Genomic DNA, 26,822 nt, shown 5'->3' on the forward strand with positions numbered 1-26,822 from the left:
GCGGGCGATGAAGCTGTCCGAGATCTCCATCCGCCGCCCGGTGCTGGCGACGGTGATGTCGCTGCTGCTGGTGCTGGTGGGGCTGGTGTCCTTCAGCAAGCTGTCGCTGCGCGAATACCCGCGCATCGACGAGCCGGTGGTCACCGTCAGCACCCGCCTGGTCGGCGCGTCCAGCGAGGTGATCGAGAGCCAGGTCAGCAAGCCGCTGGAAGACTCCATCGCCGGCATCGACGGCGTGGACGTGGTCACCTCCTATTCGCGCTCCGAGCAGAGCCAGATCTCGGTGCGCTTCAAACTGGAGAAGAACCCCGACGACGCGGCCGCCGACGTGCGCGATCGCGTCGCGCGCGTGCGCGGCCGCCTGCCCGACGCGGTGGACGAGCCGGTCGTGGCCAAGGTCGAGGCCGACGCCACGCCGACCATCTGGCTGGCCTTCACCAGCGAGACCATGAACCCGCTGGACATCACCGACGTGGTCAACCGCGTCGTCAAGCCACGCCTGCAGACCATCCCCGGCGTGGCCGACGTCCAGGTCAACGGCGACCGCCGCTACGCGATGCGCGTCTGGCTGGACCCGGAGCGCCTCGCCGCCTACCGGCTCACGGTGCAGGACGTCGAGGACGCGCTGCGGCGCCAGAACCTGGAGGTGCCGGCCGGGCGCATCGAAAGCGAGCAGCGCGAGTTCAACGTCACCGCGCGCACCGACCTCAACACCCCGGCGCAGTTCGCCGAGGTGGCACTGCGCCACGTGGGCGGCTACACGGTGCGGCTCAAGGACGTGGGGCGCGTCGAGGAGGCCGCGGCCAGCGAGCGCTCGCGCGTGCGCCTGAACGGCGTGCCCTCGGTGTCGGTGGGTGTGATCCGTCAGGCCACGGCCAATCCGCTGGACGTCTCGGCCGGCGTGCAGGCCATGATGCCGCGGCTGCAGGCCGAGCTGCCCGACGCGATCACGGTGCGGCCGGCCAACGACAACTCGGTCTTCATCGACCGCTCGATCAAGTCGGTCTACCAGACCATCATCGAGGCCGTGGTGCTGGTGGCCCTGGTGGTGTTCATCTTCCTGCGCACGCTGCGCGCCTCGGTGATCCCGCTGGTGACCATTCCGGTGAGTCTGATCGGCGCCTTCGCGCTGATGGCCGCGGCCGGCTTCACCGTCAACACCCTGACCCTGCTGGCGCTGGTGCTGGCGATCGGCCTGGTGGTGGACGATGCCATCGTGGTGCTGGAGAACATCTTCCGCCACATCGAGGAGGGGCTGAGCCCCTTCCAGGCGGCGCTCAAGGGCGCCCGCGAGATCGGCTTCGCCGTCGTCGCGATGACGCTGACCCTGGCGGCGGTGTTCGCGCCGCTGGCCTTCACGCCGGGGCGTACCGGGCGGCTCTTCGTCGAGTTCGCGCTGACGCTGGCGGGCGCGGTGGTGGTGTCGGGCTTCGTCGCGCTGACGCTGACGCCGATGATGTGCTCCAAGCTGCTGCGCCACATCGACCAGCCCACGCGCTTCGACCGCCTGATGGAGGCGGTGCTGACGCGCATCGAGTCGGGCTACCGCGGCCTGCTGGCGCGCGCGCTGTCGGCGCGCTGGGTGGTGGTGGCGCTGATGCTGACGGCCGGCGGCGCGAGCGCATGGCTGTTCATCCATGCCAAGTCCGAGCTGGCGCCCACCGAGGACCGCGGCGTGATCTTCATGCCGGTCAACTCGCCCGACGGCGCCACGCTGGAGTTCACCGCGCGCTACCTGGACGCGGTGGACCGCGTCGCGTCGCAGTACCCGGAGTTCGACCGCCGCTTCGTCTTTTCGGGCGGCAACGTCGCCAGCGGCACGGCCATCTTCCGCACCGTGGACTGGGCCGAGCGCAGCCGCAGCACGCAGGAGATCGCGCGCGCCATGCTGCCGCAGATGAGCGCGCTGCCGGGCGTGCAGGCCTTCCCGATCACGCCGCCCAGCCTGGGGCAGGGCTTCCGCGAGCGGCCGATCAACTTCGTCATCGTCACCAGCGACTCCTATGCCAATCTGGCCACGGTCTCGCAACAGTTCATGGCCGAGATGGCCAAGAACCCCGGATTTGTCCAGCCCGACAGCGACCTGCGCCTGAACAAGCCGGAGATCTTCCTGGAGGTGGACCGCGAGCGTGCGGCCGATGCCGGCGTGTCGGTGGACGCGGTGGCGCGTACCGTGGAGACCATGCTGGGCAGCCGCGTGGTCACGCGCTACAAGCGCGACGCCGAGCAGTACGACGTGATGGTGCAGACCGAGGCGCGCGACCGCAGCACGCCGGAGCAGATCGAGAAGCTCTTCGTGCGCGGCCGCAACGACGCGATGATCCCGCTCTCCGCACTGGTGAAGATCACCGAGACGGTGAGCCCGCGCGAGCTCAACCACTTCAACCAGCGCCGCTCGGTGTCCATCACCGCCGGCCTGGCGCCGGGCTATGCGCTGGGCGAGGCGCTGCAGTTCATGGACCAGACCGCGGCGAAGGTGCTGCCCAGCGGCTATGCCACCGAGCTGAACGGCGTTTCGCGCGAGTACAAGTCGGCCAGCGGCGCGCTGGGGCTGGTCTTCGTGCTGGCGCTGCTCTTCATCTTCCTGGTGCTGGCGGCGCAGTTCGAGAGCTTCGTCGATCCCTTCATCATCATGCTGTCGGTGCCGCTGTCCATGGTGGGCGCGCTGGCCGCGCTGCAGTGGAGCGGCGGCACGCTCAACGTCTATTCGCAGATCGGCCTGATCACGCTGGTGGGCCTGATCACCAAGCACGGCATCCTGATCGTGGAATTCAGCAACCAGCTGCGCCAGCAGGGCCGCGAGCTGGTGGACGCGGTGCTGGAGGCGGCCACGCTGCGCCTGCGGCCCATCCTGATGACCACCGGCGCGATGGTGCTGGGCGCGGTGCCGCTGGCGCTGGCCCAGGGCGCGGGTGCCGAGAGCCGTCAGCAGATCGGCTGGGTGATCGTCGGCGGCATGAGCCTGGGCACGCTGCTGACTGTCTTCGTCGTGCCCACCATGTATGTGATCTTGGCGCGCCGCCGCGTGCCTGGCGAGATCACGACGCCCGCGCTGGAGTCCTGAGGACTTCGGTTGCGCGGCTCAGGGCTTGGGCGCGCGCGGGCTCGCGTAGCGGCGCAGCCCGTCCAGCGCCAGCACCTGGATGCCGCGGCGCTCGCGGCGCAGCAGCCCGGCCTGCTCCAGCGTGTTCAGCGCGAGATTGGCGCGCTGGCGCGACACGCCGGCCAACAGCCCCAGCTCGGTCTGCAGCAGGTCCAGGTAGGGGCCGGGTTCGGGATAGAGCTCGGGGCTGTACAGGCTGGCGATGCTGCGGGCCACGCGCTCGGTGTAGTCCAGCAGCCGGTCCTGGCAGAGCTGGGCGATGAAGCTGCCCATGCGCGCGCCCATCAGGTGCTGCAGGTAGTGGTTGAAGGGGATGCTGGTCTCGCGCAGCCATTCGAAGCAGGCGCGCGGCATCAGCGCGACGCGGCACTCGCGCAGCGCCGTCGCCTCGTATTGCCAGTGGCCGCGCTTGATCAACGTGCCTTCGCCGAACCAGGCCCCCGAGGCCACGCCCAGCAGCGCGGTCTGGCGGCCGTCCGCATGGCCGACGCTCATGCAGCCCAGCCCGCTGATCAGCCCCACCCAGTGCTGGGCCTGCTCGCCGCAGCGCACGATGGGCTGGCGCGCCGGCACCACGCGCTCCAGGCAGCTGGCCTGCACGCGCTGCATCTCGCGGGGACTGAGGCCGCGGCCCCAGTAGGCAGTCTCCAGCATGTCGCGCAGTAGCATGGACCGGTCTCTTGGTGGAATCGGCGGATTCTAGGAGCCGCCGGGCCCGGTACAGTTCGGCCATCCTCAGCCGCGGACCCGGCACGGCGCCTGCCGGCCCCGTCCGCACGACGACGATCGCACGCATGAACAACCAATCTCTGATCCATTGGCACTCGATGTTCATGGGAGTGGCGCTGCTGGCCGCGGCGCGCTCCAAGGACGCGCGCAAGCGCAACGGCGCCTGCATTGCCAGCGCCGACAACAAGATCCTCGGCGTGGGCTACAACGGCCTGCCACGCGGCTGCGACGACGCGGACGCCTCCTACTGGGCGGACGACGACCACGACCCGCTGCACTCGCGCCACAGCTACATCGTGCATGCCGAGGTCAACGCCATCCTGAACTGCGTGGTGCTGCCGCTCACCGGCGGCACCATCTACACCACCCAGTTCCCCTGCCCGCGCTGCGCCCAGTCCATCATCCAGGTGGGCATACGCACGGTGGTCTACCTGGACAAGAAGTCGCACCAGACGGCGGCCAACGCGGCGTCCGACAAGATGTTCGCCGACGCCGGCCTGCGCGTGCTGTCGCTCAACGAGCTGGAGGCGGCTTCCGCGCGCTGGTGCGGCAAGCTGGACGACTTCATCCAGCAGACCGGCCCCGAGCTGCACGGCTTGCACGGGCTGCCGGGCCTGCCTGGGACTTGAGCGGAAATAGCGGGGGGAATCCCCGTTTATTCGCGCTCAAGTCGGGGGCGCGGCCGGCATCATGCCAACCAGCACTGCCGCCGAGGTCCGCCATGTACATCCACGCCGAATACGTCAATCAAGCCGCCAGCCTGGGCCTGATGCCCGAACTGGGCGCCGTGGTGGCCGGCCCGGTGGGCATGGAACCGCTGTGGCAGCTGCAGGACCTGATGGAAGCGCAGGGCCTGAAGCTGCAACCCACGCGCATGGTCTACGACCGCATGTACGCGCTGGAACGCCTGGCCACCGCGCATGCGCGCGGCGACGCCGAACTGCAGGCGCTGGCCCAGTCGTTGTTCGACCGCTATCAGAACAGCGGCGAATGGCTGGGGCTGCTGCACTGATCGACGGCCGCTTCAGCGCTCGCATTCTCACGGGCCGGCCGCGGCCAGCCAGTCGCAGCGCAGCCGGCCGCGCCGGTGCAGGCGCGCGCGTCCGCGCGCATAGGCCGAGGGCAGCAGCCAGGCCGCCAGGCTCACCGGCAGCAGCCGCCAGGCCTGCGTCAGCACGATGGGCGCCAGGCCCATCCAGCTGAGCACCCAGCAGGTCATCACCAGATTCCAGATTGCCAGTTCCACCGGATGCTGCGCCGCGTGCAGCAGCATCCAGTGCTTGACCTGTGCATAGTGATCCAGCGTCATGACGGACCTCCTGTGTCGCGGTGGCGGTGCAGGCTCCCTGGCTGCGAAGTGTAAGCTCGCCGTCAGTTTTGCGCGACGCGGAGACGGCCGCACCCGTGCTTGCAGGGGGAGGGTGACCGATGTCATGGGCCGGGAGTGCCCCCGAGCGTGTAAGGTGCGCGCTTTCGTCGAATCCGGGGACCGCTGCTCCCCCTTGCGCAATGAAGAAGACTCTGATGGCCGGCGCCGTGCTGGCCCTGGCGTCCGCCCAGGCGGGCGCCACCGAGGGCATGTGGCTGCCCGAACAGCTCCCCAGCATCGCCAAGTCGCTGCGTGCCACCGGGCTGAAGATCGACCCGGCGCTGCTGTCGCGGCCGCTGGAGTTCCCGATGGGGGCGATCACCAGCCTGGGCGGTTGCACCGCCTCCTTCGTGTCGCCGCAGGGCCTGGTGGTGACCAACCACCACTGTGCCTACGGCAGCATTCAGTACAACTCCACGCCGGGCCGCGACCTGCTGAAGAACGGCTTCCTGGCGCGCACGCTGGCCGATGAGCTGCCCGCGGCGCCGGGCAGCCGCATCTATGTCACCGTGGCGCTGAACGACGTGACGGCGCAGGTGCTGGACGCGCCGACCGCGGCCCTGAGCGGTCAGGCCCGCGTCGACGCGATCCAGGCCAGGACCAAGGGCCTGGTCGCGCAGTGCGAGAGCGACGCCGGCCACCGCTGCCAGGTGGCCAGCTACTACGGCGGTCTGCAGTACCGCCTGATCAAGCAGCTGGAGATCCGCGACGTGCGCCTGGTGCACGCGCCGGCCCAGGGCGTGGGCCTGTTTGGCGGCGATACCGACAACTGGATGTGGCCGCGTCACACCGGCGACTACAGCTTCTACCGCGCCTACGTGGGGCCGGACGGCAAGCCGGCCGACTTCTCGGCGCAGAACAAGCCCTACCAGCCGCCGCACCACCTGAAGCTGGCCACGCGTCCGCTCAACGAGGGCGACTTCGTGATGGTCGCCGGCTACCCGGGCCACACCGATCGCCACCGCCTGCCGTCCGAGGTGGACTTCGCCTTCGGCTGGGAGCATCCCGAGCGCGTGCGCCTGATGGGCCAGAAGCTGGAGCAGATCCGCCAGGCCACCGCGGGCCGGCGCGACGCCGAGATCAAGATGGCCGACACCGTCGCCGGCATCGCCAACTACTACAAGAACCTGCAGGGCCAGCAGGCCAGCTACGACGGCAGCGACATCCTCGCGCGCAAGAGCGCCGACCATGCCGCGCTGAAGGCCTGGGTGCAGGCCGATGCCACGCGCCGCGCCCGCTATGCCGACAGCCTGGCCGAGGTGGACCGCCTGCTCGCCGAACAGCAGCAGATCGAGCGCCGCGAACTCATCCTGCCCTATCTGCGCCCCGCGCTGCTCAATGCCGCGCGCGATCTCTACAAGCAGGCGCAGGAGCGCGCGAAGCCCGACGAGCAGCGCGAGCCCGGTTACCAGGAGCGCGACCAGCGCCGCCGCCGCCAGGGCCTGGAGGCGCTGGAGCGCCGCTATGACGAGGCCGCCGACAAGGCCAGCGTCGCCCACTTCCTCGCCCAGTACCTGGCCCAGCCCGCGGGCAGCCACAATGCGGCGCTGCTGAAGGCGCTGGACCTGCAGCCGGGTATGAAGGCCCCGGCCATTGCCGAGCGACTGGACGCGCTCTATGCCGGCAGCACCCTGGCCGACAAGGCGCAGCGCCTGGCCTGGCTGGAGCGCAGCCCCGCGGACTTCGAGAAGAGCCAGGACCGCTTCATCGCCGCCGCCGTCGCGCTGTACGAGGACGACCAGGCCCGCGAGGCGCGCGACAAGGCCCTGCGCGGCCGCCTGCAGCCGCACTACATCAAGGCCATGGAGGCGATGATCGCCTTCCGCGCCAGCCGCGGCGAGGTGGTCTATCCGGACGCCAACAGCACGCTGCGCGTGGCCTATGGCCAGGTGCAGGGCCGCAAGCCCGGTGCCGACGGCTCGGACTGGCATGCCTTCACGACGCTGCGCGGCATCGTCGACAAGCACCGCGGCGAGGGCGAGTTCGACGCGCCCGCCGAGCAGCTGGCGGCGATCAAGGCGCGCCGCTTCGACCGCTATGGCGTGAAGGCGCTGGACTCGGTGCCGGTGAACTTCCTCGCGACGCTGGACACCACCGGCGGCAACTCCGGTTCGCCGGTGCTCAACGGCCGCGCCGAGCTGGTGGGGCTGCTGTTCGACGGCACGCTGGATGGCGTGATCTCGGGCTGGTCCTTCAACGACAAGCTCAACCGCAGCATCTGCGTGGATGCGCGCTACATGCTGTGGCAGATGAAGGTGGTCGACAAGGCCGACTCGCTGCTGAAGGAAATGGGCGCGCTGTAAGGCGCGATGCGCCCGGGGCCGCCCCGGACGCCGCCAGGGCCGGGTCTTGCCTCCCGAGGGGGGCGGCCCGGCTTTTTGCATCTGGGTGCGCTCAGCGCGCATCCAGGGGCCCGGGCATAACGGCCGTTCATGGCGGCGCGCCCTATTGCTATGCCCGGTCATGCGGGCGTCACGTTCCAATCGTCTGCGCTCGCGCCACGGCCGTTTCGGCCGCTGGCGCCGCCCCGCATTGCAAGAGAACGGAGACACCCCATGCAATTTCGTCCCAACCCCATCGCCGGTGCCGTCGCGGTCGCGCTGACGCTGGGACTGGCGGCTCCGGCCGTGCTGGCCCAGCAGACCGAGTCCAAGCCCAAGGCCCAGGACGAGGCCAAGAGCAAGCTGGACCAGGTGGTGCTGACCGGCATCCGCGCGTCCATCCAGAAGTCCATCGACACCAAGCGCCAGGCCGACACCAACGTGGAAGTGGTCTCGGCCGAGGACGTGGGCAAGATGCCCGACAAGAACATCGCCGACGCGCTGTCGCGCCTGCCCGGCGTCAACGTGCAGTTCGGCGGCGGCATGGCCATGGACGAGGCCGAGCGTGTCGCGATCCGCGGCACCAGCCCCAACCTCAACCTGGTGACCGTCAACGGCCATGCCCTGTCCTCGGGCGACTGGCATGTGGGCGACCAGGGCGCCAGCGGACGCAGCGTGGGCTTCAGCCTGCTGCCCTCGCAGCTGATCGGTCAGTCCATCGTCTACAAGACCCAGCGCGCCGACCTGACCGAGGGCGGCATCTCCGGCAGCGTGGATGTGGTGCTGCGCAAGCCGCTGGACTTCCGCAAGACGCTCAGCGGCGAGGTCTCGGTGGGCGCCGTCTATGCCGACCTGCCGGACAAGGTGGACCCGCAGATCAGCGGCCTGGTCGCCTGGAAGAACGAGGCCGGCAGCCTGGGCGTGCTGGTGCAGGCCTACAAGGAAGACCGCCACCTGCGCCGCGATGGCCAGGAGGTCTTCAGCTACGGCGTGATCAGCGCCGCGCAGGCGGCCGCGTCCAACAACATGGCGCTGGCCGGCAAGCGCATGCCGGGCAGCATCAACAACGCGATGTTCGACGGCGTGCGCAAGCGCGAGGGCGCGGCCACGGTGGTGCAGCTCAAGCCCAACCGCCAGGTCGAGGCCAGCCTCAGCGCCTTCCGCACCACGCTGAAGGCGGACAACTACAACACCTCCGGCTACGGCATGCCCACCGCGCTGGTGGGGCAGGGCTGGCTGATCAGGGACGCCCGCATCGACGGCGACGTGATCTCCTCGGCCCGGCTGGAGCGCGGTCCGAATGCCGGCTCCCAGGTGGTCGGCTTCGAGTACGACCAGATCCTGCGCCAGGGCGCGAAGTCGCTGAGCTCGTTTTACGACATTGACCTCAAGCTCTCGCCCAGCGATGCGCTGACCCTGAAGGCGCGCATCGGCACGACCAAGGGCAGCGGCAGCACGCGCGCGCAGCCGCAGCTGACCTTCGGCCTGCTCGATCCCAACCTGAGCTATGGCATCAGCCCCAGCGACGGCATCAGCTGGCGCATGCTGGACGCGCAGAACCGGGCCATCGACATGGGCCGGGTCAGTAACTTCGTGCAGATGAGCAACACCGCCGCCGCGGTGAACTCCGTCGACAAGGAGGACTATCTGCACCTGGACGGCGAGTACCTGCTCAAGGACTCGTTCTTCACCGCGATCAAGTGGGGCGGCCGCGCCGCCAAACACCGCCGCAGCTACGAGGTGCTGGGCGGGCGCTGGAATGCGCTGGACCAGGGCGCGAGCTTCACGCCGGTCACCGGTGGCCAGCTGGTGGACCAGATCATCCCGCCGGGCACCTTCCCGGCGCCCGGCGGCGCCTACCCGGCGGACTGGGCTTCGGGCATTGGCGCGGACATGCCCCAGGGCCTGTTCCGCTACACGCCCGAGCAACTGGCCGCGTTCGGCCGCCAGTACATGAACTGGGATCCGGTGCAGAACCGTTCGCTGGCCAGCGGCTATGAGGTCAAGGAGCGCAATGGCGCGCTCTACCTGATGGGCGACTTCGAGCTCAACCCCGAGCTGGGCGGCAACGTCGGCCTGCGCATGGTGACGACCACGGTGGACTCGCTGTCCTACCAGGCGCTGCCCAACACCCAGTGCAAGCCGCTGGAGCCCTGCGCGGTGCCGGGCGCCATCGTGGGCTCCAAGCTGGGCACCTACCTGCCGCGTTCCACCAGCACGCGCCACACCGCGATGCTGCCCAGCCTGAACCTGCGCTGGGACCTCAGCAGCAAGCTGGTGGCGCGCGCCTCGCTGTCGCGTTCGCTGGGCCGGCCCAACTACAACGAGCTGGCCGGCGCCGTGTCGCTGAACGACACGCTGCTGACCGGCACCAGCGGCAACCCGCTGCTGAAGCCGGTGACCTCCAACAACGCCGACGCCACGCTGGCCTGGTACTTCGCGCCGCGCGCCTATGCGTCCTTCGGCGTGTTCACCCAGCGCCTGCACGACTACGTGAAGGCCGGGGTCTCGCGCATCGACTACTACAACATCACGCAGGGCAAGGTGACCACTTACGAGGTCAGCTCACGCATCGGCGTGAAGGCGCGGCTCAAGGGCGTGGAGGCCGCGCTGGAGATGCCGCTGGGCAAGGGCTTCGGCTTCGGTGTGAACGGCACCTACGTCGATTCGCGCGACCAGGACGGCGTGGAAATGCTGGGCACCTCGCGCTGGACCTACAACCTGCGCGGCTTCTACGAGGACGACCGCTTCTCGGCCAGCCTGGCCTGGAACCACCGCAGCGACTACGCCACCGGCTTCGTCGGCAGCGGCAGCGGCAAGCCCACCGTGGACAAGGGCGGGGTGGTCACGGCCTACAACGGCCTGCGCTACTACAAGGGCTATGGCAGCCTGTCGCTGTCGCTGGGCTACAAGATCAGCGAGGACATGAGCATCCACCTGGACGGCAACAACCTGCTGAACCCGGTGCGCCACACCTACGACCTGAGCGAAAACGCGCCCGGCTACTGGCATGTCAGCGGCCGCCAGTACTACCTCAACCTGCGCATGAAGTACTGAGCGTCCCTGTCGCCGCGCGCCGAGGCCTCGCGGGCCTCGGCCGTGGCGTGGGCTGGGCTCAGGTGGGATAGCTGCCCGGCAGCAGGATGGACTTGTCCACCGCGGCGAGCCGGCGATGGCCGCAGAAGGCCATGGTGATGTCCAGCTCCTTGTGCATCATCTCCAGCACCCGGGTCACGCCGGGGCGGCCCATCGCGCCCAGGCCGTAGAGGAAGGCGCGGCCGATGTAGCAGCCGCGCGCGCCCAGGGCCCAGGCCTTGAGCACGTCCTGGCCGGAGCGTATGCCGCCGTCCATGTGGACCTCGATGCGCTCGCCGACCGCGTCGACGATGCGCGGCAGCGCGCGGATGCTGGACTCGGCGCCGTCCAGCTGGCGGCCGCCGTGGTTGCTGACGATCAGCGCGTCGGCGCCGCTCTGCGCGGCCAGCTTGGCGTCTTCCTCGTCGATGATGCCCTTCAGGATCAGCTTGCCGCCCCAGCGCTCGCGGATCCACTGCACGTCGTCCCAGGACAGCTGGGGGTCGAACTGCTTGGCCGTCCACTCGGACAGCGAGCCCATGTCGCCCACGCCCTTGACGTGGCCGACGATGTTGCCGAACTGGCGCCGCGGCGTGGCCAGCATGTTCAGGCACCAGCGCGGCTTGCTCGCCATGTTGATCAGGTTGGGCAGGGTCAGCTTGGGCGGGGCCGACAGGCCGTTCTTCAGGTCCTTGTGGCGCTGGCCCAGGATCTGCAGGTCCAGCGTCAGCACCAGCGCGCCGCAGTTCGCGGCCTTGGCGCGGTCGATCAGGCTGCCGATGAAGCCGCGGTCCTTCATCACATAGAGCTGGAACCAGAAGGGCTTGCTGGTGCGCGCCGCGACGTCCTCGATGGAGCAGATGCTCATGGTCGACAGTGTGAAGGGCACGCCGAAGGCCTCGGCCGCCTGCGCGGCGAGGATCTCCCCGTCGGCATGCTGCATGCCGGTCAGCCCGGTGGGCGCCAGCGCCACCGGCATCGCCACCGGCACGCCCACCATCTCGGTGGCGGTGCTGCGGCCTTCCATGTTCACCGCGACGCGCTGGCGCAGCTTGATGGCCTGGAAGTCGCTCTCGTTGGCGCGGTAGGTGGATTCGGTCCAGGAGCCGGAATCGGCATAGTCGTAGAACATGCGCGGCACGCGCTTCTGGGCCAGGCGGCGCAGGTCCTCGACGCAGGTGATCACGGTCATGGGGCGGGTCTCCTTGGAATGGGCATCGCCGGCATGCTAGGTCCGCGCCGGGCCGCGCGGCGCGAATCTTGTTCAGCCGGCGCCGGAAAATTCTTCCGCCAGCGCCGCGCAATGGCCGCGCAGCCAGTCCGCCGTGGCGCGCACCGCCTCGCCCTCGGCGTGGCACAGCAGCGCATAGGGATGGGCGGCTGGCACCTGCAGATCGAACAGCCGCTGCAGCGCGCCGCGGCGCAGATAGGGGCCAGCCAGTGTGGGCCGCGCCAGCGCGATGCCCTGGCCGCAGGCGGCGGCCTCCAGCGTCAGCCCCAGGTCCACGAAGCGGGTGCCGCTGCGCGGCTCGCCCCAGTCCAGCCCGGCGGCGCGGAACCAGGGCGTCCAGGGCTGCAGCGGCGTGCGCAGCAGCGGCGCGGCCTGCAGGTCGGCCGGGCGGCGCAGCGCGGGCAGCCGCTGCAGCAGCTCGGGCGCGGCCATGGGCGTGACCACGTCGCGCAGCAGCGGCAGCGCGCCCGGCGGCAGCTCGCCGTTGCGCACCTCCAGGTCGGCGTCGGGGCCCTGGGTGTCCAGGTAGGGCACGGACAGTACCAGTTCCAGCTCCAGCGCCGGGTGGGCGCGCGCGAAGGCGGGCAGCGCGGGCACGAGGATCTGGCGCGCGAAGGTGGGCGGGGCGCTGAGGCGCAGCCGCGTGAGCCGCTGCTGTGGCCGGCGGTGCAGCGGTACCGCGGCCAGCAGTGCCAGCGCCGCCTGCACTTGTTCGAGGTATTCCTTGCCGGCGGCGCTCAGCCGCAGCGGCTTCGCGCCGCGCGCGAACAGCTCCAGCCCCAGCAGCGCCTCCAGCGTGGCGATGCGCTTGCCCACCGCGCTGGCGCTGACCGCCAGGCCTTCGGCGGCGCGCTCCAGGCTGCCCAGCCGCGCGGCCGCCTCGAAGGCGCGCAGGCCCTCGATGGAGGGCAGGCGCAGGTCCGGCGGGGCTTGGCGTGAGCTCATGGCGGAACTGTAGCCGGCCCGTGGCGGCGTGGGCGCGCATGCGATGATGCGCCGGTGAATCCTCCCGCGCATGACCTGACCCCCGACCCCACGCCCGCGCTGCCGCGCCGGCCGTTCTGGCAGCGCCTGCTGTGGGCGCTGGCCGGTGTGCTGGCACTGGTGCTGGGCGTGGTCGGCATCTTTCTGCCGCTGCTGCCCACCACCCCCTTCGTGCTGCTGGCCGCCTTCTGCTTCGCGCGTGGCAGCAGCCGTTGCGAGCGCTGGCTGCTGACCCATCCGCGCCTGGGGCCCATGGTGCGCGACTGGCGCGAGCACCATGCGATTCCGCGCCGCGCCAAGCAGCTCGCCTGGACCATGATGGCCCTGGGCTCGCTGTGGGCGGCCTGGAGCCTGCCGCGCTTCAAATGGCTGCCCGCGCTGTGCTGCGCGGCGGTGGCCTACTGGATGTGGCGGTTGCCGACGCGGGAGCCGGATGCTGGGTGAGCTTGAGCTGGCGAGATGGGTTCTCGCCTTGCCCGGCTGTTGCTTGATGGCCGGGCTTTGAGTGCGGGTTGCTCTTGGGACTGCCTTGGCTTCTGTGTCGCTGGATGGCAATGCCTTGAGTGCAATGCCTTGAGTGCGGTTTGCGCTCCCGCGCAGAGCCCGCCGGGTCCCGGCCCGGCAGCCGGGTAACTTTTCCTGCTGGCCCAGGAAAAGTCACCAAAAGGAGGGCCTGAATACGATTTGACCGAGGACTGCGCTACACACCGCGCACCGGCCCAACCACCACCGAGCCCGCACACCATCACCTCGATACCCGCTCGCCGGGTACGGCTCGACTCGTCACCGAGCCACGCAGGCCACGATGCGTCGTTGTCGCCGTCAGGGGACCAGGGGAGCAGGGGAGCAGGGGAGCAGGGGCCAGCGGCCGAATTCGGAGCCGGGGCTGGAGCCCTTGAGTCCTGTGTCAGCGAGCCCTGGGCATGATGCCCGATGTGGAGTCGAGCCGTACCCGGCGAGCGACTCAAGGCCTGAGCGGTGGAGTTGCTCCGACGGTTGTCGGGCCAGTACGCGGTGCTCAGCGCGGATCTCGGTCAAATCGTATTCAGGCCCTCTTCTTTGGTGACTTTCTTCTGGGCCCCCAGAAGAAAGTTACCCGGCTGCCGGGCCGGGACCCGGCGGGCTCTGCGCGCAGCGCAAACCGCCCCCAAAGCCAACCCCAAAAACCACAACCCAAACCCCAAAAACCACTTCAAAACAGACTCAACACCTCCGGCTCCCCAGCCGCCCCCTCATTCCCCCCACGCCCCTTGGCCCCCCGCGCCGCCGCAGGCGCGCCCGTGCCCGCCCCCGCCATCTCGGCAGCGGAAACCAACTTCCCCACCCTCACGCCCAACAAGCGCAACCGCTTCCCCAGGTCCACGCGCTTCAGGCACAGGCCCGCCGCATGGCGTATCGCTGCGGCGTCGCGCACGGGCGCCTCCAACGTCAGGTCGCGGGTCACGGTGTGGAAGCCCTCGAAGCGCAGCTTGATGCCGATGGTGCGGCCCGCATAGCCCTTGCGCTCCAAGTCGCCGGCCAGTTGTTCGCACAGCCGCGTGAAGATGGCCGAGAGTTCGGCGCGGTCGCGTTTGGCGTGCAGGTCGCGCTCGAAGGTGGTTTCGCGGCTGATGGACACCGGCTCGCTGTGCGTGACCACCGGCCGCTCGTCCAGCCCGCGCGCGGCCTGGTAGAGCCAGTGGCTGTAGCTGGCGCCGAAATGCTGGCGCAGCAGCTCCAGCGGCGCGGCGGCCAGCTCGCCGATGGTGTGCAGACCCAGTTCGTCGAGCTTAGCACCGGCCTTGGGGCCGATGCCGTTGATGCGCCGCACCGGCAGCGGCCAGATGCGCGTGGGCAGGTCGGCCATGGTCAGCACTGTCAGGCCGTCGGGCTTGTCCAGCTCGGACGCGATCTTGGACAGCAGCTTGTTGGGCGTGACGCCAATGGAACAGGTCAGCCCGGTGGCGCGCAGCACCGAGTTCTTGATCTCGCGCGCCACGGCGCGCACGCCGCCCAGGGGATCATGGCCCACCGTCTCGCGGATGCCGGGCACCTCGCTGAGGTCGATGTAGATCTCGTCGATGCCGCGGTCCTCGATCACCGGGGCAATCTCGGCCACCGCGGCCTTGAACAGGCGCGAGTAGTGCCGGTAGGCCTCGAAGTCGGCCGGCAGCAGGATGGCCTGCGGCGCCCGCAGCGCCGCCTTCATCAACCCCATGGCCGAATGCACGCCCAGCGCGCGGGCCGCATAGGTGGAGGTGGTGGCGACACCGCGGCCGGTGTAGTCGGCCAGCCGCGAGAACACGCGCTGGCCGTCCGGCCCGATCTGCGGCGCATGGGCGCGCCGTCCGCCGACCACCACCGGCAGCCCCTTCAGCTCCGGATAGCGCAGCAGTTCCACGGAGGCGTAGAACGCGTCCATGTCCAGATGCGCGATCAGGCGCTCGGGCAGGGCCGAGGCGGCGGGCGGTGAAGGCGTGAAGGCCATGCCCGCGATTGTGGCCCGCGGCGCTGACGCCCGCTGGCAGCAGCGGCGTGACGCGGGCTCAGCGCTCCTTGAAGCGGAACACGCTGACCAGGTCCACCAGCCCGCGCGCCTGGTGCTCCAGCGATTGCGCCGCGGCGGCGGCCTCCTCGACCAGCGCGGCGTTCTGCTGCGTCACCTGGTCCATCTGCACGATGGCCTCGTTGATCTGCTCCAGGCCGGCGGACTGCTCCTGGCTGGCATGGCTGATCTCGGAGATCAGCTGCGCCACACGGTTCACCTGGGCGACGATCTGGCCCATGGTGCCGCCGGTCTCGCTGACCAGTCGGCTGCCGTCCTCCACCGTGCCGCTGGAGCGGCCGATCAGGGCCTTGATCTCGCGCGCCGCCTCGGCGCTGCGCTGCGCCAGCTGGCGCACCTCGCCGGCCACCACCGCGAAGCCTCGGCCCTGCTCGCCGGCGCGCGCGGCTTCCACGGCCGCGTTCAGCGCCAGGATGTTGGTCTGGAAGGCGATGCCATCGATCACGCCAATGATGTCGGTGATGCGTCGCGAGGACTCGCTGATGCGCTCCATGGTGTCGACCAGCTTGCCGACGACCTCGCCGCCGCGGGTCGCCAGTTGCGCCGCGTCGCCGGCCAGCCGGGTGGCGTTCATCGCGCTCTCGTGGTTGAGCTTGACGTTGGCCGACAGCTGCTCCATCGACGCCGCGGTCTGCTCCAGCGCGCTGGCCTGCTGTTCGGTGCGGGAGGAGAGGTCCTGGTTGCCGGCGGCGATCTGGCGCGTGGCCTGGGCCGTGGAGTCGGCGCTCTGGCGCACCCGCTGCACCACGCGCACCAGGCTGTCGCTCATGTCGTTGAGGCCCTTGAGCAGCTCGCCGCATTCGTCGCGGCGGTCCACCCGCACGCCGGTGTCCAGCCGGCCCTCGGCCACCTCGCGCGCCACGGCCACCGCCTGGCCCAGCGGCGCGGTGATGGTGCGCGTGATCCACAGCGCCAGCACCAGCCCGGCCAGCATGGCCGCCGCACCCAGCCCCAGCATCCAGCGCCGGCCCGACGCGATGCCTTCACTGAGCTCTTCACCGCTTTCCAGCACCACCTTGCGCTGCAGCGCGGTCAGCTGGTCCACCGGCTTTTGCATCGCGTCCAGCAGGGGCAGGGTCTCGTCATCGACGCGCCGCGTCGCCTCCTCGCGCTGGCCCTGGTCGACCATCTGGACCACCTGCGAGAACGAGGCGACATAGCGCGCCCGCGCCGCCTTGAGGTCCGCCAGCGCCGCCTTGCCTTCGGGCAGGGACACCAGCCGCTCCAGCGTGGCGATGGCGTCGGAGATGGTCTTCTTGTTGAACTCGATGCGCTCCTTGATCTTCGCGACGCGCGCCGGGTCCGTGACGATCAGCAACTCCATCGTGCGCCTGGCGTTGGCGCGTGTCGTCGCGCTGATGATCTGGGTGGCCTCGGCCTTGACCCAGTCTTCCTCGATCAGCTGCTTGTTGAGAAGGTCGGCATGCCCGAACTGCTGCTGGGCGACCAGGATGAGGGCCGCCATCGCGGCCAGGAGGAGGGCAAAGCACAGGCCCAGCCGGGTGCCGATGCGCAGATCGGCAAGACGAAGGTTCATGTCAGGCTCCCTGATGGATCTCTTGCGGATCGCCGGCGCCGGCCTCTTCGGACCTTTCCTCCGACGGCCCTATTTATGGCGCCTCGGCCGTCTGACGTCAATCAAGCCCGCCCCGAAGGGGCATCTCGGCCCCCCGCAGCCCGGGGGAGGGCGGGTCGACTGACTGGCGCCATTGCGGGCCGGAAACGACACCGGCCGCGCAAGGCGGCCGGTCGGGAGCGTCGGGGGGGGGAGGGCGCGCGCGGGGCTCAGTCGCCGCCGCAGCTGCCGCTGCCGCAGGAGCTGATCGGCGCTGCCTCGGCCGCCGGCGGGCGGGCGATCTGGCCGGTGGCCGGGTCATAGCCGACCTGGCCCATGTGGTAGACCAGCGCCGCGTCCATCATCTCGGCGTGCTGGGGCAGCCACTTGGCCAGCTCGCCGACGACGATGCGCATGGGCTCCAGGTCCCTCAGCTCGGTGGCGTGGCGCACCACCTCGCGCATCACGTTGAGCACCATCGCATGCTGGCTGCTGTGGCAGTTCTCGGGCGCGAAGCCCGTGGCCGCCATCCAGCGCTCTTCCATCGCGAAGTGCTCCTCGGTGTGGGCCAGCACCTCGCGGAAGGTGGGCAGCGGGTCGGCGTCGGTGGCCAGCACCTGGGCGAGTTGGTTCAGCAGGTCGACGAACTCCTCGTGGGTCTGGTCGATCTGGGGCTGGTTCAGGACGAGCGAGTCGTTCCAGGTGAGGACGTTCATGGCGGCGAGGGTAGCGAAGGGCGGCGGGGTCGGTTTGTGCCAGGTCAAAGACGGGGCGGCGGTGCCCCGTCTTTGGCGGTTCAGGCGCCCAGCCGGGCGCGGTGGCGGGCCACCTGCGCGCGCACCTGGGCCGGCGCCGTGCCGCCCAGGATGTTGCGCGCGTTCAGCGAGCCCTGCAGCGACAGCACCTGGTAGACGTCCTCGCCGACGCGGGCGTCGAACTTCTGCAGCTCGGCCAGCGGCAGCTGCGACAGGTCCACGCCCTGCGCGGTGGCGGTCTTCACCGCATGCGCCACGACCTCGTGCGCGTCGCGGAAGGGCAGGCCCTTCTTCACCAGGTAGTCGGCCAGGTCGGTGGCGGTGGCGTAGCCGCGCAGCGCGGCGCGTTCCATCGCCTCGGGCTTGACGGTCAGGCCGTCCATCATCTCGGCGAAGATGCGCAGCGTGTCGCTCAAGGTGTCCACCGTGTCGAACAGCGGCTCCTTGTCTTCCTGGTTGTCCTTGTTGTAGGCCAGCGGCTGGCCTTTCATCAGGGTGATGAGCCCCATCAGGTGGCCGACCACGCGGCCACTCTTGCCGCGCGCCAGTTCGGGCACGTCGGGGTTCTTCTTCTGCGGCATGATGGACGAGCCGGTGCAGAAGCGGTCGGGCAGCGCGATGAAGCCAAAGCTCTGGCTCATCCACAGGATCAGCTCTTCGGACAGGCGCGAGATGTGCACCATGATCAGTGCCGCTGCGGCGCTGAACTCGATCGCGAAGTCGCGGTCGCTGACCGCGTCCAGGCTGTTCTGGGCCACGCCTTCCATGCCCAGCGTGCGGGCGACGCGCTCGCGGTCCAGCGGATAGCTGGTGCCGGCCAGCGCGGCGGCGCCCAGCGGCAGGCGGTTCACGCGCTTGCGCGCGTCCGTGAGGCGCTCGGCGTCGCGCGCGAACATCTCCACATAGGCCAGCATGTGGTGGCCGAAGCTCACCGGCTGCGCCACCTGCAGATGGGTGAAACCGGGCAGGATCACCTCGGCATGGCGCTCGGCCTGGTTCACCAGCACGCGCTGCAGCTCGGTCAGCAGACCCACCAGGGTGTCGATCTCGCCGCGCAGCCACAGGCGCACGTCGGTGGCGACCTGGTCATTGCGGCTGCGGCCGGTGTGCAGCCGCTTGCCGGCCAGCCCGACCAGCTCGGTCAGCCGTGCCTCGATGTTCAGGTGCACGTCCTCCAGGTCCAGCTTCCACTCGAAGCGGCCGGACTCGATCTCGGCACGGATCTGCGCCATGCCCTGCTGGATCGCGGCATGGTCCTCGGCGCCGATGATGCCCTGCGCGGCGAGCATCTCGGCATGCGCCAGGCTGCCCTGGATGTCGGCGGCCCACAGGCGCTTGTCGAAGTCCACGCTGGCGGTGTAGCGCTTGACCAGCTCGCTCATCGGCTCGGAGAACAGCGCGGACCAGGCCTCGGCCTTCTTCGCAAGCTGGTTCTCGAGGGCGGGGGCGGCGCTAGCGCCGGGGTTCGTAGGCGTCGTGGATGCGGGCATGGTGTGTCGGGTCTGGGCACCGGCGGCACGAACGGGCGCTGGGAGGGCGGGCCTAGGCGTGCGGTTTTGCTGGGCGAGAATGAGGGAGCCGGATTTTAAGCGCCGCAGCGCCAGCGCCGCCCACCCATGATCCAGACCCCCGACGGAAACGACAGCCAGTACCTCAGCAGCCTGCTGGAGCCGGCGCCGCCGCGCGCGCCCGGCGCGCGTCCGTTCGACCTCTGCCATGTCGGCCTGGTGCTGCGCGCGGTGCTGGGGGTGCAGGCCATGCTGGGCGTGGGCCTGCTGGTGGCGCTGCCCGACCCGCGCTCGTGGCCGATGGCGATGGCCAGCGGCACCGTGGTGAGCCTGACCGGCGTGCTGGTGTGGCTGCTGGGCGTCTGCCTGGCCCAGCGGCCGCTGGCCCGGCTGGCGACGGCCTGGCAGTGGACCGCGCTGCTGGTCTGGGGTGCGCTGTGCGCGCACCTGGGCGCGGCGCTGCTGGCCTTGGTCAACGAGGAAGCGCTGACCGGCTCGCAGCGCCTGGGCGTGGCGCTGGCCGGCGCCGCGGTGGCGGCGCTGCTGGCGGGCTGGCTGCAGCTGCGCGGCCGCGCCCAGGCTCCGGCGGACGCGCAGGCGCGGCTGGTGGAACTGCAGTCGCGCATCCGGCCGCATTTCCTCTTCAACACGCTGAACACCGCGATCGCGCTGGTGCAGCTGGACCCGGGGCGGGCCGAGCGCGTGCTGGAGGACCTCAGCGAGCTGTTCCGCGTCGCGCTGGCGGGCACCGAGGCGCGCGTCTCGCTGGCGCAGGAGATCGAACTGGCGCGGCGCTACCTGGACATCGAACAGCTGCGCTTCGGCGAGCGGCTGCGCGTGAGCTGGCAGCTGGACCCGCGCTGCGACACGGCGCAGCTGCCGCCCTTGCTGCTGCAGCCGCTGGTGGAAAACGCCGTCAAGCATGGCGTGGAGCCCAACGAGCAGGGCGGCGAACTGGAGATCAGCACCCGCCTCAAGGGCGACACCGTGGAGCTGCGCGTCAGCAACAGCGTCGGCGCGCCGGCGCGCACGCCGGGCCATGGGCTGGCGCTGGCCAATGTGCGCGAGCGGCTGCGGCTGATGCATGATGTGGCGGCGCGCCTGGAGCTGAAGTCCGGCGCCGACCGGTTCCGGGTCCGTCTCGTCCTGCCGAAATGAGCGCCCGGGTGCAGGAGGGAATCTGATGCTGATGCAGCCGCCACTCAAGGTCCTGATCGTCGATGACGAGTCGCTGGCCCGTTTGCGCCTGCGCGGGCTGGTCGAGACCTGTCCCGAGCCTCGCGCGGAGGTCGTGGCCGAGGCGGCATCGGCGGGCCAGGCCCAGCAATGGCTCAGCGCGCATGCCTGTGACGTGGTGCTGCTGGACGTGCAGATGCCCGGCCCCGACGGACTGGCGCTGGCGGCCCAGCTGCGCGCGCGCGCGCAGCGGCCGGAGCTGGTCTTCGTCACCGCCCATCCGCAGCACGCGGTGCAGGCCTTCGAGCTGGAGGCGCTGGACTACCTGACCAAGCCCGTGCGCCGCGAGCGGCTGCAGGCCAGCCTGCAGCGCGTCGCACAGCGCCTGGCCGAGCGCCAGCGGCCAACGCAGGCCGAGGCCGGTGGCGCCGAGGGCGACGACAGCGTGATCAGCCTGACCGAACGCGGCCGCGTGCTGCGCATCCCGCTGGCCGAGGTGCTGTACTTCAAGGCCGAACTCAAGTATCTGACCCTGCGCACCGCCGCCGCCGCCCATGTGATGGACGGCAGCCTGTCCGAGCTGGAACAGCGCCTGGGCGAGCGCTTTCTGCGCATCCATCGCAACGCGCTGGTGGCCAAGGCCGCGGTGCGCGAGCTGGAGCGCCATGCCGCCGCCGAGGCCGGCGATGGCGAGGGCGGCGGCGACAGCGAGCCCGGCTGGGCCGTGCGCATCGCCCATGTCAACGAGTGGCTGGCGGTGTCGCGTCGCCAGGTCGCCGCGGTGCGCGAGGCCCTGGCGCGCCAGAGCCTGTAGCGGGCGGCGCGCCGGGCAGCACGCCGGGCTGCACCGGCCCGCTGACGGATGGCCGGCGCGCCTGGAAGCGCGCGCGCCAGGCGCTCAGCAGCGCGCGCACCTCGTCGTCGGGCCGCGCGGGCAGCTTGCGGTAGGCCGAGCAGTCGCTGGCGCGCGTCATCAGCCGGTGGTTGATCAGCTCGCGGCGCAGCGTCACGTGGTCGCCAAAGCCGTTGGCGGCGCGCAGCACCGCGTTCACCTCGGCTTCGGTGTAGGTGCGCTTGGCGTCGAAGCGCGTCCACAGCACCCACATCGCCATGCGCTGCACCGTGTACTTGGTGGGCCAGCGCAGCAGCCGGCCCTGAGCGTCGAACTGCTTCAGCGTGCGCCGCGCGTTGTCGCTCAGCGCCGCAACGGCGCTCGCCGGGGCCTCGTGGCCACCGTCCGGCGCCACCGTCGCGTCGGGCTCGCAAAGCCGGGGCAGGGCGGGCGGCGCGGCGGCCTTGAGCGCCTGCAGGTTGCGAAAGCCGGCGGCGCGGGCGATCAGGTTCTGCAGCTGCACATGGCCGGCCGGGGCCAGGTCTTGCGCGGCGTGCTCGGCCAGCGCGCGCGCGAGGCGCCGCGCGAAAACGGACAGATCGGCCACCAGCAGGGGCGTGGGTTGGCGTGCCATGACAAAGACTCCTCGTCGTCGTTCGAGGCCTGGGCCGGACTGCGCGGCGTGTGAGCACGCCCCGCCCGGTGGTCGCCGACTTGCCGGTCCGGCCCGCGGCCTCTCGTCGAAGAGGGCTCACGGCGCGAACGCATCATCAAGATCCAAGGGCAGGTTTAGCTCGCGGCCAAGCCGCGCGGCGACGCCTGGGTGAACTGCCGACCCGGTCCGCAGTGTAGGGGCGCGCGCCCGGGCGGGCGGGGGCGGTGCGGCGAACGGCGGGATGGCGGGATGAATGGCAGTCGCCGGGACCGGCCAGCCAGCGGGGTCGCAATGGTCCGCATTGATGTGGCGCAAGTCGCCACTGGCGCCGCCCCCCGGATTCCAGGGGGCGGCGAAACCCTGGCGGGCCTTTCTGCGCCGGGTCGGCCTCCTATGATCCTGCGCACACGACCAAGATAGTCATCGCGCCGTCTTCCATCAGCTTCACTCAGAAAGCGGGGGGCGGTCTGCCGGGGAGGGATGACGGAATGCAGACAGGTGGACGGCTTGCTCACGCCATGTGGTGTGGCAGGCCCATGGGGTGAGCGCGCGCGCGCCGACGATGGCCGGCTTGCGCCATCGACTCTGCTTCGAATATTGGGGCAAGGCCAGGCCTGCCGAGGGTGAGGCGGGCTGCCACCTGCTGCCGCTGCACAGCCTGGACGTGGCGGCGGTCGGTGACGTGTACCTGCGCCTCAACCCGCCGCTCCTGGCCTGGTTGGCCGCCGAGCTGGGCTGTGCCGACGATCTCCCGCGCGTGCGCGCCTGGCTGGTGTTCTGGCTCGCCTTGCATGACCTGGGCAAGTTCTCGCTCAGCTTCCAGGCGCAGCGGCTGGACGTGATGGAGCGCCTGCAGCACGAACCCGCGCCGCACCGAGGGTTGCCCGACGTCCGGCACGACAGCCTGGGGCATCAGCTGTGGATCGAGGATCTGCTGCCGGAGGTGCTCGCGGACGCCTGGTTCGACGGCGACGACGGCGCGCTGGAGGAGGGGCTGGGCTGGTGGGTCAGGGCCGTCACAGGCCATCACGGCCAGCCCCCGCGGGAAGACGTTCCGCTGATGAGCCGGCACTTCCGGCCCCGTGATCGTGAGGCTGCGCGGGCGTTCGCCCGCGAGATGCGGGTCTGGCTGTTGCCGGACACGGCCGCGGCGCTGCCGCGTGCCCTGGGCGCCCGGTTTGCGCCGCTCAGCCAAGCCCTGTCCTGGTGGGTGGCGGGGCTGGCCGTGTTGGCCGACTGGATAGGGTCCAACGCCGAGGTGTTCCGCTACCAGGACCAGGCCCCCGACACGCTGGATGCCTATTGGGCGCTGGCCCGGCAGCGCGCCGAACAGGCGCTGCAGCGTTCCGGCGTGCTGCCCGTGGCGCGGCAGTCCGCGCTGAGCTTTGAGCAGCTGTTCCCCGCCATCCGGCACCCTTCGCCGCTGCAGGACTGGGCGGCCCGCGTGCCCTTGCTGCCGGGGCCGCAGCTGCATTTGCTGGAGGATGTGACGGGCGCGGGCAAGACCGAGGCCGCACTGATGCTGGCCCATCGCCTGATGGCCGACGGCCACGCCGAAGGCTTCTTCATCGGGTTGCCCACCATGGCCACGGCCAATGCGATGTACCAGCGCCTGGCGGCGTTCTACGCGCGGCTGTTTGCCGGGCACGCCAGCCTGGTGCTGGCCCATGGCGGGAGCCGGCTGGTGGAGGAGTTCGCTGCCTCCATCGTCGAATCCGGGCCCGATGAAGGCGACGCGGCGCAGGGCGATGACAGCGCCACTCGCCGCTGCCAGCGCTGGCTGGCCGACCACAACAAGCGCGCCTTGCTGTCGCCGGCCGGCATTGGGACCGTCGACCAGGTGCTGCTGGGCGCGCTGCAAAGCAAGCATCAGAGCCTGCGTCTGCTGGGTCTGGCGCGCAAGGTGCTGATCGTCGACGAGGTCCACGCCTGCGATCCCTATATGCAGCAGACCTTGGAGACTCTGCTGCGGCTGCATGCGCAAGCCGGTGGCAGCGCCATCCTGCTGTCTGCCACGCTGAGCGGGGGGATGAAGGCTTCGCTGATGCGCGCCTTTGCCCAGGGCCGCGGATTTGAGGACGCGCCGGCGCTGCGCAAGGCGGACTATCCCCTCGCCAGCCACTGGTCCGCGGTCCGCCCGGAGTGCGTGGATGAGCACGCGCTGCCGACCCGGCCCGAGGTCCGGCGCGAACTCGCCGTGCGCTATCTCTGCGACCGTCGCGAAGTCATCGCGGGCATCGTCGCCGCGTTGCGCCAGGGGCAATGCGTGGCCTGGATCCGCAACACGGTGGGCGATGCCCTGCAGGCCCACGCCGAGATGGCCGGGCAATGGCCGGCTGAGCGCATCACGCTGTTCCATGCGCGCTTCGCGCTGGGCGATCGGCTGGATATCGAGGCCGAGGTGCTGGCGCAGTTTGGCGCCCAGAGCGGGCCGGGCCGGCACCAGGGCCGTTTGCTGATTGCGACCCAAGTGGCGGAGCAATCGCTGGACGTGGACTTTGACCTGGTCGTCAGCGACCTCGCGCCGATTGACCGGCTGATCCAGCGCGCCGGGCGGCTGCAGCGCCATGTGCGCGACGCCCAGGGCCATCGACTGCCCGCCGGCGCAGCCGATGGCCGCGGTCCGCCGGTGCTGTGGGTGCTGGGGCCTCCATGGACCGCCGACCCCGACCCGCGCTGGCTGCGCCAGGCGTGTCCCCGATCGGCCCAGGTCTATCCCAACCACGCGCAACTCTGGCTCAGCGCGCGGGCCCTGCAGCCGGGCCGCCTGCGCATGCCCGACGATGCGCGCACCCTGATCGAATCGGTGTTCGGCGACGCTGCCGATGCGCAGGTGCCCGCCGGCCTTCAGCGCAGCGCCGACGAGGCGCTGGGCAAGGCCTATGCCGACAAATCGCAGGCGCAGCTCAACAGCATCAAGCCGGCCGAGGGTTACATCAGGCGGGGCCTGGCGTGGGCTGACGACACCGTGGCGCCTTCGCGCCTGGGCGAAGACACCGTCGAGTTGCTGCTGGGGCGCTGGGAGGGCGACCAGCTGCAACCATGGCGTGCCGACCGTGGACGGGAGGCCTGGGCCTACAGCACCTTGCGGGTGGCCAGGCGCTTGATTGCCGAGGTGGAGCCTCCGCAAGACCCGGCGCGACGGGCAGCGCTGCAGGCGACGTTGTCCAAGCTGCTTGGAGCGGGGCAGGGCAAGGTCCTGCTTGCCTTTGATGCGGAAGCGGCTTCCGGCCTTGCGCGGGCTAGGGGCGCCGCTGACCGGGACGGTCGCCCTCGCGATGTCCTGACCTGGACTTATGACCCCTCGATGGGTCTGCGTGTGTTGACGGCTCCCCAGGAGGATGCTTCATGAACCTGCTCGACGAACCCTGGATCCCCGTCCGCCGCCATGATGGTGAGTCGGACTGGATCCGCCCGGCCCAGCTGGGCGATCCGGCGTTGGCGGCGTTCGACGCCTGCCGGGCGGACTTCAACGGTGCGCTGGCGCAGTTCGCGATCGGCTTGCTGCAGACCTGCGCGCCGGCCGAAGACCTGTCCAGCTGGCGCCAATGGCTGCGCGACCCGCCCGATGCGGCCACGCTGGACCCATGCCTGGCTCCGCATCGCGCCGCTTTCGAGCTGGACGGGGACGGTCCTCGATTCATGCAAGACCTGACCCTGAGGGCCGATGAGGGCGAGCCGCTGAGTGTCGCCAACCTGCTGATCGAAACGCCGGGCGGGAAAACGATCCGCGACAACAGCGATCACTTCATCAAGCGCGGCCGTGTGACGGCGATCTGTCCGCATTGCGCGGCGCTGGCGCTGTTCACGCTGCAAACCAATGGCCCACCCGGTGGCAAAGGCCATCGCACGGGCCTGCGCGGCGGTGGACCCCTGACCACGCTGCTGGCCGTCTCGGCGGCGCCCAACCGGCCGGCCAGCCTGTGGCAGACGCTGTGGATGAATGTGCGCGAGTCGGCCGTCTTCATGCCCGAGCCCCTGGCGCCCGGCATGGCGCAGCCCTCGCGCACCTTTCCCTGGCTCGCGCCACAAGAGGCGTTGCAGCAGGGCCAGGCGGGCCAGCTCACGCCGGCGCAGGTGCACCCGGCCCATGTGTTCTGGGCCATGCCGCGGCGCATCCGCCTCGATTTCGAACAGGCGGCTCCGGGCGGAAGTTGTGACCTGTGCGGCCGCGAGGCTGCCCAGCGGCTGGCGCACTACGTCACGCGCAACTACGGCCTGAACTACAAGGGGGCCTGGCTGCATCCGTTGTCGCCCTACGACCAGGGCAAAGAGGGGCTGCTTCCGCTGCGTCCGCAGTCCGATGGGCTGGGCTATCGGCACTGGCTGGCCTGGGTGCTGGGGGTGCATGACGACAAGAAGCGGGTGGCTCCCGCCCAGGTCCTTGCCACGCTGGCGCAGCGCGAACGCGCGGCCGGGCTGCCACTGCGGGTGTGGGCCTTCGGCTACCACATGGACAAAATGAAGCCCCGCGGCTGGTACGAGTCCACCGTGCCCCTGTATGCGCTGAGCGAGTGTGGGCCCGCCGCGCACAAGATGCTGCGCGAGGAGGTGGGCAGCTGGCTGGCCGGCGCCGAGTTTGCATTGGGGGCGCTGCGCATTGCCGTGAAGACCGCCTGGTTTGGCCACGAGGCGCGCGGCGATCTTGGTTTTGTGGACGCTGCGTTCTGGAGCCGGACCGAGCCGCTCTTCTACCCCTTGCTGCGGGATCGCATCCACGCGCTGCGCGACGGCGTGGACGCGGACCCGCTGCAGATAGCGGAGAACTGGCGGCGGGCCTTGGGTGCCACCGCGCTGCGCTTGTTCGACCGCGAACTGGTCGGGGCCGGCGCCGTCGAGCGGCAGCACCCGGACCGGGTGAGCCACGCTCGGCGACAGCTGGGCCAGAGCCTGAACGGATCCAAGCTGCGCGCAGCGCTGAGCCTGCCCGAGCCCGTCGGCGAACCGAAGAAGACCCAGCGTCGTACCGGCTGAAACGCCGGCC

General features: G+C 70.4%; 19 protein-coding genes. 10 read left to right on the forward strand and 9 right to left on the reverse strand.

Features of this window, described 5'->3' with window-relative positions; genetic code table 11:
- Positions 1 to 7 precede the first annotated feature (7 nt).
- A complete protein-coding gene (locus tag LZ017_RS02325) occupies positions 8 to 3,064 on the forward strand; it encodes an efflux RND transporter permease subunit (protein ID WP_241298428.1) in 3,057 nt (1,018 codons plus the stop codon).
- Between the two features lie 18 nt (positions 3,065 to 3,082).
- Here the strand turns inward: LZ017_RS02325 and LZ017_RS02330 are convergent, their stop codons facing one another.
- Positions 3,083 to 3,772: a Crp/Fnr family transcriptional regulator gene (locus LZ017_RS02330; protein ID WP_241298429.1), complete on the reverse strand. Its 690-nt coding sequence runs from the start codon at positions 3,770 to 3,772 to the stop codon at positions 3,083 to 3,085.
- A 125-nt stretch (positions 3,773 to 3,897) separates the two neighbouring features.
- On the opposite strand from LZ017_RS02330, the gene LZ017_RS02335 reads away from it, so the two are divergent.
- A complete protein-coding gene (locus LZ017_RS02335; RefSeq protein WP_241298430.1) occupies positions 3,898 to 4,461 on the forward strand; it encodes a dCMP deaminase family protein in 564 nt (187 codons plus the stop codon).
- Positions 4,462 to 4,553: 92 nt separating this feature from the next.
- Positions 4,554 to 4,844: a hypothetical protein gene (locus tag LZ017_RS02340; RefSeq protein ID WP_241298431.1), complete on the forward strand. Its 291-nt coding sequence runs from the start codon at positions 4,554 to 4,556 to the stop codon at positions 4,842 to 4,844.
- 27 nt (positions 4,845 to 4,871) lie between these two features.
- Here the strand turns inward: LZ017_RS02340 and LZ017_RS02345 are convergent, their stop codons facing one another.
- Positions 4,872 to 5,141: a hypothetical protein gene (locus LZ017_RS02345; protein WP_241298432.1), complete on the reverse strand. Its 270-nt coding sequence runs from the start codon at positions 5,139 to 5,141 to the stop codon at positions 4,872 to 4,874.
- Between the two features lie 200 nt (positions 5,142 to 5,341).
- On the opposite strand from LZ017_RS02345, the gene LZ017_RS02350 reads away from it, so the two are divergent.
- Positions 5,342 to 7,504, forward strand: coding sequence for a S46 family peptidase (locus LZ017_RS02350; protein WP_241298433.1), 2,163 nt, complete (start codon positions 5,342 to 5,344; stop codon positions 7,502 to 7,504).
- Positions 7,505 to 7,756: 252 nt separating this feature from the next.
- On the forward strand, positions 7,757 to 10,579 hold the full coding sequence (locus LZ017_RS02355) for a TonB-dependent receptor (RefSeq protein WP_241298434.1): 2,823 nt from the start codon (positions 7,757 to 7,759) through the stop codon (positions 10,577 to 10,579).
- 58 nt (positions 10,580 to 10,637) lie between these two features.
- Here LZ017_RS02355 and LZ017_RS02360 read toward each other — a convergent pair whose 3' ends face one another.
- Complete coding sequence (locus LZ017_RS02360) at positions 10,638 to 11,789, reverse strand: alpha-hydroxy acid oxidase (RefSeq protein WP_241298435.1); 1,152 nt, start codon at positions 11,787 to 11,789, stop codon at positions 10,638 to 10,640.
- Between the two features lie 72 nt (positions 11,790 to 11,861).
- Positions 11,862 to 12,773 (reverse strand): LysR substrate-binding domain-containing protein, encoded by a 912-nt coding sequence (locus tag LZ017_RS02365; RefSeq protein WP_241298436.1) that lies wholly within the window; start codon positions 12,771 to 12,773, stop codon positions 11,862 to 11,864.
- 54 nt (positions 12,774 to 12,827) lie between these two features.
- Between LZ017_RS02365 and LZ017_RS02370 the strand changes: the two genes are divergently transcribed.
- Positions 12,828 to 13,256, forward strand: coding sequence for a YbaN family protein (locus LZ017_RS02370; protein WP_241298437.1), 429 nt, complete (start codon positions 12,828 to 12,830; stop codon positions 13,254 to 13,256).
- 748 nt (positions 13,257 to 14,004) lie between these two features.
- Here LZ017_RS02370 and dinB read toward each other — a convergent pair.
- The 4 genes from dinB to argH form a co-directional block, all read right to left on the reverse strand.
- Positions 14,005 to 15,279 carry a DNA polymerase IV gene (gene dinB, locus LZ017_RS02375; RefSeq protein ID WP_241298438.1) on the reverse strand — a complete coding sequence of 425 codons (1,275 nt, stop codon included), beginning with the start codon at positions 15,277 to 15,279 and terminating at the stop codon, positions 14,005 to 14,007.
- 58 nt (positions 15,280 to 15,337) lie between these two features.
- Positions 15,338 to 16,894, reverse strand: coding sequence for a methyl-accepting chemotaxis protein (locus tag LZ017_RS22020; protein WP_277604447.1), 1,557 nt, complete (start codon positions 16,892 to 16,894; stop codon positions 15,338 to 15,340).
- Between the two features lie 248 nt (positions 16,895 to 17,142).
- Positions 17,143 to 17,628, reverse strand: coding sequence for a hemerythrin domain-containing protein (locus LZ017_RS02390; protein WP_241298439.1), 486 nt, complete (start codon positions 17,626 to 17,628; stop codon positions 17,143 to 17,145).
- Positions 17,629 to 17,708: 80 nt separating this feature from the next.
- On the reverse strand, positions 17,709 to 19,157 hold the full coding sequence (gene argH / locus LZ017_RS02395; protein WP_277604448.1) for an argininosuccinate lyase: 1,449 nt from the start codon (positions 19,155 to 19,157) through the stop codon (positions 17,709 to 17,711).
- 126 nt (positions 19,158 to 19,283) lie between these two features.
- On the opposite strand from argH, the gene LZ017_RS22025 reads away from it, so the two are divergent.
- The gene (locus LZ017_RS22025; RefSeq protein ID WP_277604449.1) at positions 19,284 to 20,333 is read left to right on the forward strand and encodes a sensor histidine kinase; all 1,050 of its coding nucleotides are present in this window, start codon (positions 19,284 to 19,286) and stop codon (positions 20,331 to 20,333) included.
- A gap of 25 nt (positions 20,334 to 20,358) precedes the next feature.
- A complete protein-coding gene (locus tag LZ017_RS02405; RefSeq protein ID WP_241298440.1) occupies positions 20,359 to 21,165 on the forward strand; it encodes a LytTR family DNA-binding domain-containing protein in 807 nt (268 codons plus the stop codon).
- Here LZ017_RS02405 and LZ017_RS02410 read toward each other — a convergent pair.
- Positions 21,092 to 21,817, reverse strand: a complete 726-nt coding sequence (locus LZ017_RS02410) for a DUF2087 domain-containing protein (protein ID WP_241298441.1) — start codon at positions 21,815 to 21,817, stop codon at positions 21,092 to 21,094. The two genes, LZ017_RS02405 and LZ017_RS02410, sit on opposite strands and share 74 nt — an antisense overlap.
- Before the next feature lie 592 nt (positions 21,818 to 22,409).
- Here LZ017_RS02410 and cas3 point away from each other — a divergent pair.
- The gene (cas3, locus tag LZ017_RS02415; protein WP_241298442.1) at positions 22,410 to 25,190 is read left to right on the forward strand and encodes a CRISPR-associated helicase Cas3'; all 2,781 of its coding nucleotides are present in this window, start codon (positions 22,410 to 22,412) and stop codon (positions 25,188 to 25,190) included.
- The gene (casA, locus tag LZ017_RS02420) at positions 25,187 to 26,812 is read left to right on the forward strand and encodes a type I-E CRISPR-associated protein Cse1/CasA (RefSeq protein ID WP_241298443.1); all 1,626 of its coding nucleotides are present in this window, start codon (positions 25,187 to 25,189) and stop codon (positions 26,810 to 26,812) included. Before cas3 ends, casA begins: the two co-directional genes overlap by 4 nt.
- Positions 26,813 to 26,822: the final 10 nt, after the last annotated feature.

The sequence above is a fragment of the Pelomonas sp. CA6 genome (genome assembly GCF_022549225.1).
Taxonomy (GTDB): domain Bacteria; phylum Pseudomonadota; class Gammaproteobacteria; order Burkholderiales; family Burkholderiaceae_C; genus Roseateles.

Coding starts and splice junctions, on each gene's coding strand:
- LZ017_RS02405 (WP_241298440.1), top strand. CDS start 20,359: ATGCTGATGCAGCCGCCACTCAAGGTCCTGATCGTCGATGACGAGTCG.
- LZ017_RS02360 (WP_241298435.1), bottom strand. CDS start 11,789: ATGACCGTGATCACCTGCGTCGAGGACCTGCGCCGCCTGGCCCAGAAG.
- LZ017_RS02335 (WP_241298430.1), top strand. CDS start 3,898: ATGAACAACCAATCTCTGATCCATTGGCACTCGATGTTCATGGGAGTG.
- LZ017_RS02330 (WP_241298429.1), bottom strand. CDS start 3,772: ATGCTACTGCGCGACATGCTGGAGACTGCCTACTGGGGCCGCGGCCTC.
- LZ017_RS02350 (WP_241298433.1), top strand. CDS start 5,342: ATGAAGAAGACTCTGATGGCCGGCGCCGTGCTGGCCCTGGCGTCCGCC.
- LZ017_RS02340 (WP_241298431.1), top strand. CDS start 4,554: ATGTACATCCACGCCGAATACGTCAATCAAGCCGCCAGCCTGGGCCTG.
- LZ017_RS02410 (WP_241298441.1), bottom strand. CDS start 21,817: ATGGCACGCCAACCCACGCCCCTGCTGGTGGCCGATCTGTCCGTTTTC.
- LZ017_RS22025 (WP_277604449.1), top strand. CDS start 19,284: ATGATCCAGACCCCCGACGGAAACGACAGCCAGTACCTCAGCAGCCTG.
- LZ017_RS02390 (WP_241298439.1), bottom strand. CDS start 17,628: ATGAACGTCCTCACCTGGAACGACTCGCTCGTCCTGAACCAGCCCCAG.
- argH (WP_277604448.1), bottom strand. CDS start 19,157: ATGCCCGCATCCACGACGCCTACGAACCCCGGCGCTAGCGCCGCCCCC.
- LZ017_RS02355 (WP_241298434.1), top strand. CDS start 7,757: ATGCAATTTCGTCCCAACCCCATCGCCGGTGCCGTCGCGGTCGCGCTG.
- LZ017_RS22020 (WP_277604447.1), bottom strand. CDS start 16,894: ATGAACCTTCGTCTTGCCGATCTGCGCATCGGCACCCGGCTGGGCCTG.
- LZ017_RS02325 (WP_241298428.1), top strand. CDS start 8: ATGAAGCTGTCCGAGATCTCCATCCGCCGCCCGGTGCTGGCGACGGTG.
- LZ017_RS02365 (WP_241298436.1), bottom strand. CDS start 12,773: ATGAGCTCACGCCAAGCCCCGCCGGACCTGCGCCTGCCCTCCATCGAG.
- LZ017_RS02345 (WP_241298432.1), bottom strand. CDS start 5,141: ATGACGCTGGATCACTATGCACAGGTCAAGCACTGGATGCTGCTGCAC.
- dinB (WP_241298438.1), bottom strand. CDS start 15,279: ATGGCCTTCACGCCTTCACCGCCCGCCGCCTCGGCCCTGCCCGAGCGC.
- casA (WP_241298443.1), top strand. CDS start 25,187: ATGAACCTGCTCGACGAACCCTGGATCCCCGTCCGCCGCCATGATGGT.